Here is a 9,225-nt window from a genome sequence, read left to right as displayed (position 1 = left end):
GGTCACCAACTGCCAGGTGGGCGTCTCGCTGCACCTCGCGTCCGATCACGCCTCGGCGGCGGTCGACTGGCGGCTGTTCCTGCCCAAGACCTGGGATCCCGCCTCACCGAAGGCGGACCCGGACAAGGTCGCCCGCCGCAGATCCTGCGGCATCCCTGACGACGTCGGTCATGTGGAGAAGTGGCAGCTGGCCCTGGACATGGCCGACGAGGTCCGCTCGTGGGGGATCGAGGTGCCGCTGGCCATCGCGGACGCCGGATACGGCGACGCGGCGGCGTTCCGGCTCGGCCTGAACGCCCGCGGCATGCACTACGTGGTCGGGATCTCCACCACGCTGTCGGCCCAGCCCGGCGACGCCGCACCGGTGACGGCCCCGTATTGCGGGAACGGACGCCCGCCCGTGCCGAAGTACCCCGACCCGCCCCGCTCGGTGAAAGACCTGGTCATCGCGGCGGGCCGGAAGGCCGCACGGCCCGTCCAATGGCGGGAGGGATCCCGGCCCGGCACCGGCCGCTCCGGCCGCAGGCGCATGTACTCCCGGTTCGTGGCCCTGCGGATCCGGCCCGCCGGACGCGAGATCCGCCAGGCCACCGACGGCCCGGAACTGCCCGAGTGCTGGCTGTTGGCCGAGTGGCCCGCCGCCGAGGCCGAGCCGGTCCAGTTCTGGCTGTCCGACCTGCCCGAAGACACCCCGCTGACCACCCTGGTCCGGCTCGCCAAGCTGCGCTGGCGCATCGAGCACGACTACCGGGAGATGAAGCAGGCCCTGGGCCTGGCCCACTTCGAGGGCCGTACCTGGGGCGGCTGGCACCACCACGTCACGCTCGTCTCCGTCGCGCATGCCTTCTGCACCCTGCAACGACTGGCCCGGACCCCAAAAGACGCGGCGCCGGCCTGAGCCTCTACCACGTCGTCCGCGAGCTCCAGACACTCCTCGCGACCTGGACCGGCGCCTGCCCCACCTGCCACCGCGACATACCGACCCCAAGAGCAACCTGACCAAGCACTACTAGGGCCTGTTGCGAAAGTCCCGTCGTCCGCCCGGAGGGCGGGCCTCGCGGCGTCAGGTGCGTGCTCTCGGTGTGCCGGGCCCTGGCCCTCGTACTGGATGTACTTGGGTCAGGGCCCGGCGCGGCGAGTGGGGGCGCCCCCTGCTCGAAGAGCTTGGGGGAGCGTGCATGGCGTCGCGGGGCAGGCGGGACTTTCGCAACAGGCCTTAGCCTTGCCGCGCCCTCTTCGCGCCCCGTGCCGGGGGCGTTGTCGGTGGTCCGTGGGATGCTTGTCGCGATGGCCAGGAAGACTGCGAACGACGACCTTCTCGCCCCGGTGACGCTAGCCGTGGGGCAGGAGGACCTCCTGCTCGACCGTGCGGTGCGGGAGGTGGTGGCCGCCGCCAGGGCCGCCGACGCCGACACGGACGTACGGGACCTCACCCCGGACCAGTTGCAGCCCGGCACGCTCGCCGAGCTGACCAGTCCGTCGCTCTTCGCCGAGCGCAAGGTCGTGGTCGTGCGCAACGCGCAGGACCTGTCGGCCGACACCGTCAAGGACGTCAAGGCGTACCTGGGGTCGCCCGCCGAGGAGATCACGCTGGTGCTGCTGCACGCGGGCGGCGCCAAGGGCAAGGGCCTGCTCGATGCCGCGCGAAAGATCGGTGCGCGCGAGGTGGCCTGCCCGAAGATGACCAAGCCGGCCGACCGTCTCGCCTTCGTGCGGGGCGAGTTCCGCGGGCTCGGGCGCTCGGCCACACCGGAGGCGTGCCAGGCGCTGGTCGACGCGATCGGCAGCGATCTGCGGGAGCTGGCCTCCGCGGCGGCGCAGTTGGCCGCCGACGTCGAGGGGACGATCGACGAGGCCGTCGTCGGCCGCTACTACACCGGGCGGGCTGAGGCGTCCAGCTTCACGGTCGCCGACCGGGCCGTCGAGGGACGGGCCGCGGAGGCGCTGGAGGCGCTGCGGTGGTCGCTGGCCACCGGCGTGGCCCCGGTGATGATCACCAGCGCGCTCGCCCAGGGCGTGCGGGCGATCGGGAAGCTGTCGTCCGCGCGCGGCGGCCGTCCCGCCGACCTGGCGCGGGAACTGGGCATGCCGCCCTGGAAGATCGACCGCGTCCGGCAGCAGATGCGCGGCTGGACCCCGGACGGCGTGGCCGTCGCCCTGCGCGCCGTCGCCGAGGCCGACGCGGGCGTCAAGGGCGGCGGCGACGACCCCGAGTACGCCCTGGAGAAGGCGGTCGTCATCATCGCCCGGGCAGCCCGCTCCAGAGGCCGCGCCTGAGACACGCCCGCACCACCCCGTTCCGCACGCTCCCGCGACACGCCGAGGACCCCGTCGCTCTCCCTGGGGAAAGGGAGTGCGGCGGGGTCCTCGGGTCACGCTGTTCGGTTCCGCGCCCGCGTGGCGAACGCAGGCCGCGCGCGGAGCCGGGGAGCCGGTCGGGGGCGGATGAGAGAGGGCCCGCCCTGGGTCCTTCCGGCCGGTCGGATCCCTGAGGATCCGTTCAGATCAGGGAAGGAGCTCAGCCCTTGAGGGCCGTCACCTTGGTGGCCAGCGCCGACTTCTTGTTGGCGGCCGCGTTCTTGTGGATGACGCCCTTCGAGACAGCCTTGTCGAGCTGACGCGCGGCAGCGCGCTGCAGCACGGTGGCCTTCTCGACGTCACCCGCGGCAACGGCCTCGCGGGCCTTGCGGATGGCGGTCTTCAGAGAGGACTTGACGGCCTTGTTGCGCAGCCGGGCCTTCTCGTTGGTCTTGTTCCGCTTGATCTGGGACTTGATGTTCGCCACGAATGAGCCTTTTCAGGTTCTGGCACGGGGCCGCACGGGTCCCGTACCGGTGATTTCTTGAGATGTGCCTCGCGCGAAGAAGGCATGAGACACAGTCGCCCAGGCTACCAGCGGCCCGCTGGGTGGCCCAAACCGGTCCCCGGTCCGTACCCGTGGGACCATGGAAGCTACGTATCGTTCCGACCCGAGGCACAAGGCGCCTCAAGAAACAGGACCCTGCGTGCCCGCGACCCCTGACAACGTGCCCGAGCCGAGCCGTACCGCCCCGGCTCTGATCCGCAATTTCTGCATCATCGCGCACATCGACCACGGCAAGTCCACGCTCGCCGACCGGATGCTCCAGCTGACCGGGGTGGTCGAGCAGCGGCAGATGCGCGCCCAGTACCTCGACCGCATGGACATCGAGCGCGAGCGCGGCATCACGATCAAGTCCCAGGCGGTGCGTCTGCCGTGGGCCCCCACCCACGACACCGGCAACACGCACATCCTCAACATGATCGACACCCCGGGGCACGTCGACTTCACCTACGAGGTCTCGCGGTCGCTCGCCGCCTGCGAGGGAACCGTCCTGCTCGTCGACGCGGCCCAGGGCATCGAGGCCCAGACCCTCGCCAACCTCTACCTGGCGATGGAGAACGACCTCACGATCATCCCGGTCCTCAACAAGATCGACCTGCCGGCCGCCCAGCCGGAGAAGTTCGCCGAGGAGCTGGCCAACCTCGTCGGCTGCGACCCCGATGACGTGCTGAAGGTCTCCGCCAAGACCGGCCTCGGCGTCGATGCGCTGCTCGACCGGGTGGTCAAGGAGATCCCGGCCCCGGTCGGCGTCGCCGACGCCCCCGCCCGCGCGATGATCTTCGACTCCGTCTACGACTCCTACCGCGGCGTCGTGACCTACGTCCGTGTCATCGACGGCCAGCTCAACAAGCGCGAGCGGATCCGGATGATGTCCACCGGCGCCACCCACGAGCTGCTGGAGATCGGCACCAACTCCCCGGAGATGCTGTCGGCCGACGGCCTCGGCGTGGGCGAGGTGGGCTATCTGATCACCGGTGTGAAGGACGTCCGCCAGTCCAAGGTCGGTGACACGGTCACCAGCCAGCACAAGGGCGCCGAGGAGGCGCTCGGCGGCTACAAGGACCCCAAGCCGATGGTCTTCTCCGGCCTGTATCCGCTGGACGGCTCCGACTACCCCGAGCTGCGCGAGGCGCTGGACAAGCTCCAGCTCAACGACGCCGCCCTGGTCTACGAGCCGGAGACCTCCGCCGCCCTCGGCTTCGGCTTCCGCGTCGGCTTCCTCGGCCTGCTCCACCTGGACGTGATCCGCGAGCGCCTGGAGCGCGAGTTCGGTCTCGACCTGATCGCCACCGCGCCCAACGTGGTCTACCGCGTGGTGATGGAGGACGGCATCGAGCACACGGTGACCAACCCCAGCGAGTTCCCCGAGGGGAAGATCGACGAGGTGTACGAGCCGGTCGTGCGGGCCACGATCCTCGCGCCGACCGAGTTCATCGGTTCGATCATGGAGCTGTGCCAGACCCGCCGCGGCACCCTCCTCGGCATGGACTACCTCTCCGAGGACCGCGTCGAGATCCGCTACACCCTTCCGCTCGCCGAGATCGTCTTCGACTTCTTCGACCAGCTCAAGTCCAAGACCCGCGGCTACGCCTCCCTCGACTACGAGCCCACCGGCGAGCAGAGCAGCTCCCTGGTCAAGGTCGACATCCTGCTGCACGGCGACAAGGTGGACGCCTTCTCGGCGATCACCCACAAGGACCAGGCGTACGCGTACGGCGTGCGGCTCGTGGCCAAGCTGAGGGAGCTCATCCCGCGGCAGAGCTTCGAGGTGCCCGTCCAGGCCGCCATCGGCTCCCGGGTGATCGCCCGCGAGACCATCCGCGCCATCCGCAAGGACGTCCTCGCCAAGTGCTACGGCGGTGACATCTCCCGTAAGCGGAAGCTGCTCGAGAAGCAGAAGGAGGGCAAGAAGCGCATGAAGATGGTGGGTTCCGTGGAGGTCCCGCAGGAGGCCTTCATCGCGGTGCTCTCCAGCGACGAGAGCGCGGGGTCGGCCAAGGGCAAGAAGTGACCGCCCGGTAGCTCAGGGCGAGCGGACGCGACCCGGTGAACCGGGTGAAAGAGGGGCCCGTCGTGCGAAAGCGCGGCGGGCCCCCGCGCGTCCGCGCGGTAGCTCGCTGTGCGAAGTGTCCGGGCGCGGCCCCTTACGCGGTGGACGGTCGCGCCTTAGTCTGATCCTGCCTGTTAGTTACTCGTGAGTTAAGCAGCAGTCCGAACCACCACCCGTGAGTCACCCAGCCGCAAAGAGCCGGCCGCGCTGCCGCGGGCCCCGGAGGATGTCGTGAGCGACGCACAGACCCTGATCGAGAACCGTCCGCCGTCCGTGGCGGCCCTCTTCCTGGAGCGCGTGGCGGCCACACCGGACGCCGAGGCCTACCGCTACCCCGTACCCGCGGCCTCCGGCGCGGGCCCGGACGAGTGGAGGTCGCTGAGCTGGGCGCAGTCCGCCGAGCGGGTCTACGCGATCGCGGCCGGACTCATCGAACTGGGCGTGCGGCCGGAGGAGCGGGTCGCGCTCGCCTCCTCCACCCGTGTGGAGTGGGTGCTGGCCGACCTCGGCATCATGTGCGCGGGCGCGGCCACGACGACGGTCTATCCGCAGACCAACGCCGGGGAGTCGGCCTTCATCCTGTCCGACTCCCAGAGCAGGGTGCTCATCGCGGAGAACGCCGAGCAGGTGGCCAAGGCCGAGGAGAAGCGCGCCGAGCTGCCCGAGCTGCACCACGTCGTCGTCATCGACCCGGAGGGCGTCGAGACCGGCGACCGGGTGATCGGCCTGGCCGAGCTGGAGCGGAGGGGAGCCGCGTACCTGGAGGAGCACCCCGAGCTGATCAAGGAGCGGGTCGGCGCGATCACCAAGGACCGGCTCGCCACCCTCATCTACACCTCCGGCACCACCGGCCGCCCCAAGGGCGTCCGGCTGCCGCACGACAACTGGTCGTACATGGCCAAGGCCATCGCCGCCACCGGCCTGGTCGCCGCCGACGACGTGCAGTACCTGTGGCTGCCGCTCGCGCACGTGTTCGGCAAGGTCCTCACCTCCGGCCAGATCGAGGTGGGGCACGTCTCCGCCGTGGACGGCCGCGTGGACAGGATCATCGAGAACCTGCCGGTCGTCCGGCCCACCTACATGGCGGCCGTCCCGCGCATCTTCGAGAAGGTCTACAACGGCGTCGCCGCCAAGGCCCGCGCCGGCGGCCCGGCCAAGTACAGGATCTTCCAGTGGGCCGCCGAGGTCGCCCGCGAGTACGCCAAGGTCACCCAGGACAACTTCAAGCGCACCGGCACCCGGTCCGCGCCCTTCGGCCTGGCCGCCAAGCACAGGGCCGCCGACGCGCTCGTCTACGCCAAGATCCGCGAGGCCTTCGGCGGCCGGCTGCGCGCCTGTGTCTCGGGCAGCGCCGCCCTCGCCCCGGAGATCGGCTACTTCTTCGCCGGCGCCGGCATCCACATCCTGGAGGGCTACGGCCTCACCGAGACCTCCGCCGCCTCCTTCGTCAACCCTGGTGAGGCCTACCGCACCGGCACGGTCGGCAAGCCGCTGCCCGGCACCGAGGTGCGCATCGCGGACGACGGCGAGATCCTGCTGCGCGGCCCCGGCGTCATGGAGGGCTATCACAAGCTGCCCCAGCAGACCGCCGAAGTACTGGAGGCGGATGGCTGGTTCCACACCGGCGACATCGGCGAGCTCTCCCCGGACGGCTATCTGCGCATCACCGACCGCAAGAAGGACCTCATCAAGACCTCCGGCGGAAAGTACATCGCGCCCGCCGAGGTCGAGGGCCGGTTCAAGGCGGTCTGCCCGTACGTCTCCAACATCCTCGTGCACGGCGCCGACCGGAACTTCTGCACCGCGCTGATCGCCCTCGACGAGTCCGCGATCCTGGAGTGGGCCAAGGAGAACGGCCTGGAGGGCAGGCCGTACGCCGAGGTCGTCGCCGCGCCCCGGACCGTCGAGATGGTCGAGGGCTACGTCAGGCAGCTCAACGAGGGCCTGCAGCGCTGGCAGACCATCAAGAAGTTCCGCCTGCTGCCGCGCGACCTCGACGTCGAGCACGGCGAGATCACCCCGAGCCTGAAGCTGAAGCGGCCCGTGGTGGAGCGGGAGTACAAGCATCTGATCGACGAGATGTACGCGGGCGCGCGCGAGGCCTGATCAGCGGGCCCGCACGGCCGGTGAACTCCCCGCGCGCCTCGGGTGCGCGGGGAACGATCACCGAATACGTTCACAGACGCTCGGAACTGTCCGTTTTTGATCACTCCGATAGTGCAGTTCTCGGCCAACGTGGCTCACTTCGGTAACTCCTCGCTTATGGCCGCGGCCCGTCTGTCACCCTGTCGGCATTGACCGAACCGATCCGTCAGGACCGCCCGGGGAGCCGCAGATGGGGGTCATTCCCACGCAGCGGGAGACCGTCTCCCATGCCTGCGAGGTGCCCGCGCGCGCGTCCGGCACGGCCGCGCACGGCACGGTGGCGTGCCCTCAGGCGCACACGACGCTGCCCCAGGGCTCCCTGGCGCCCGGCGCCGCCCGCGCGCTGCTGCGCGCGGCGCTGACCGAGTGGACGGACCTCGGGTTCGAGATCGGCGAGCGGCTGGCCGACGACACCCTGATCGTGGTCAGCGAACTGGTCACCAACGCCGTCGTGCACGCGGGCACCGACGTCGAGCTGACCTGCCGACTGGAGCCGGAGACCGGCGCCTGCGTGGTCGAGGTGAGCGACCACCACTCCTCGCGCGCTCCCCGCGACCACGGTTCCGGGACGCCGCACGAGACCCCGGAGTACGGCCGCGGCCTGCGGCTGGTCGCGACGCTCTCCGAGGCCTGGGGCGTCACCTACCGGGCCGGCGCCAAGACGGTGTGGGCGCGGCTGCCCGCCGAGGCCGGACCGGCGGAGGAGGACGAGGAGGCGTACGGCGCGGAACGCGGACTCGGCATCGCCGAGGTCCTGGCGCCCGAGCCGCAGCGGTCCGGGAGGGACCGCGACTGGCTGGGGCGCGGCGCGCTCTCCTTCCTCGCCGAGGCCTCCGATCTGCTCGCCGGACAGCTCGACGAGGACCTGGTCGCCTCGCTCACCGGGCAGTTGCTCGTGCCCCGGCTGGCCGACTGGTGCGCGGTGTGGCTGGAGGACGAGTCCACCGGCCGGTGGGGATCCTCCCGCTGGAGCGAGGGCGGCGGGGGCTGGAGCGACGTCACCGGCGCGGCCGGGCCCCGGCTCGCCCGGGTCTGGCACGGCAGCGAGAGCCACATCGAGGAGCTGCGCCGGGCCCTGGAGAAGGACCCGCCGCGCCCCACCGACGGACTGCGCTCCGGGCCCGCCCCGTACCCCTGGCCCGGGGAGGCCCTCGGCCCGCACGCGGCCCACGGCGCGGCACTGGCGTACCGCCTGATCGCGGGCGGCCGTCCGCTGGGCACGCTGGTCATCGGGCGGACCGGGCTGCTCCGCTTCCCGGACGAGGTCACCGGGCTGGTCGAGGACCTCAGCCGCCGGGTGGCCCTCGCCATCGGCGCGGCCCGGCAGTACGCCCGCCAGGCCACCATCAGCGCGGTGCTCCAGCGCGGCCTGCTGCCCGGCGCGGTCGCCGAGATCCCGGGACTGCGCAGCGCGCTGGTGTACGAGCCGTGCGACAAGGGCGGCCCGAGCGGCGACTTCTACGACCTCTTCCCGGCCGGCGACGGCCGCTGGTGCTTCGCCGTCGGGGACGTGCAGGGCAAGGGCCCCGAGGCCGCCGTCGTCATCGGGCTCGCCCGCCCCTGGCTGCGGCTGCTGGCCCGCGAAGGCTACGGCGTCGCCGACGTCCTGGACCGCCTCAACCAACTCCTCCTCGACGACGCCACCGAGGCCGCCGACGCCGCCGCGCGCGTCCTGGTGGCGGCCGGCGGACGCACTCCGCTCCCCGGCGACACCCAGACCCGCTTCCTGTCCCTGCTGTACGGCGAGCTGGTCCCCTTCGACGGCGGCGTGCGCTGCACCCTCGCCTCCGCCGGACACCCGTTGCCGCTGGTCCTCGGGCGCGAGGGCGGCGTCCGTACGGTGGCCAGGCCGCAGGCACTGCTCGGGGTGATCGAGGACGAGACGTACGAGTGCGAGACCTTCGAGCTGGGGCCCGGCGACACCCTGCTGTGCGTCACCGACGGCGTCACCGAGCGCCGCTCCGGCTCCCGCCAGTTCGACGACGGCGACGGCCTCGCCACGGCCCTCGCCGACTGCGCCGGCCTCGACGCCGAACCGATCGCCGACCGGATCAGCCACCTCGTCCACGACTTCGGCGCGGGCCCTCCGGAGGACGACCTGGCCCTCCTGGTGCTCCAGGCCGAGCGCGACTGACGCGACACCCCACCGGGACCGTCCGCGTGTGCT

6 protein-coding genes are annotated in these 9,225 nt (G+C 71.5%); 5 read left to right on the top strand and 1 reads right to left on the bottom strand.

What is annotated here, in order from left to right:
* Positions 1-898: IS701 family transposase (locus ACIP4X_RS03625; protein ID WP_401346427.1), on the top strand; the 898-nt coding region annotated here is incomplete at its 5' end.
* A gap of 389 nt (positions 899-1,287) precedes the next feature.
* Positions 1,288-2,277: a DNA polymerase III subunit delta gene (gene holA, locus ACIP4X_RS03620; RefSeq protein WP_358729391.1), complete on the top strand. Its 990-nt coding sequence runs from the start codon at positions 1,288-1,290 to the stop codon at positions 2,275-2,277.
* 241 nt (positions 2,278-2,518) lie between these two features.
* On the opposite strand, the gene rpsT is transcribed toward holA, so the two are convergent.
* Positions 2,519-2,785 carry a 30S ribosomal protein S20 gene (gene rpsT / locus ACIP4X_RS03615; protein WP_358729392.1) on the bottom strand — a complete coding sequence of 89 codons (267 nt, stop codon included), beginning with the start codon at positions 2,783-2,785 and terminating at the stop codon, positions 2,519-2,521.
* Between the two features lie 220 nt (positions 2,786-3,005).
* On the opposite strand from rpsT, the gene lepA reads away from it, so the two are divergent.
* The 3 genes from lepA (at position 3,006) to ACIP4X_RS03600 (ending at position 9,192) form a co-directional block, all read left to right on the top strand.
* Complete coding sequence (lepA, locus tag ACIP4X_RS03610; RefSeq protein ID WP_401346423.1) at positions 3,006-4,874, top strand: translation elongation factor 4; 1,869 nt, start codon at positions 3,006-3,008, stop codon at positions 4,872-4,874.
* A gap of 270 nt (positions 4,875-5,144) precedes the next feature.
* Positions 5,145-7,019, top strand: coding sequence for an AMP-binding protein (locus tag ACIP4X_RS03605; RefSeq protein WP_358729394.1), 1,875 nt, complete (start codon positions 5,145-5,147; stop codon positions 7,017-7,019).
* Between the two features lie 229 nt (positions 7,020-7,248).
* Positions 7,249-9,192 carry a SpoIIE family protein phosphatase gene (locus ACIP4X_RS03600; RefSeq protein WP_391453087.1) on the top strand — a complete coding sequence of 648 codons (1,944 nt, stop codon included), beginning with the start codon at positions 7,249-7,251 and terminating at the stop codon, positions 9,190-9,192.
* Positions 9,193-9,225 lie beyond the last annotated feature (33 nt).

Source organism: Streptomyces sp. NPDC088817 (assembly GCF_044750345.1).
Lineage (GTDB): Bacteria > Actinomycetota > Actinomycetes > Streptomycetales > Streptomycetaceae > Streptomyces.
This window is presented reverse-complemented; position numbering and strand designations above follow the sequence as displayed.

Coding starts and splice junctions, on each gene's coding strand:
- holA (WP_358729391.1), top strand. CDS start 1,288: ATGGCCAGGAAGACTGCGAACGACGACCTTCTCGCCCCGGTGACGCTA.
- ACIP4X_RS03600 (WP_391453087.1), top strand. CDS start 7,249: ATGGGGGTCATTCCCACGCAGCGGGAGACCGTCTCCCATGCCTGCGAG.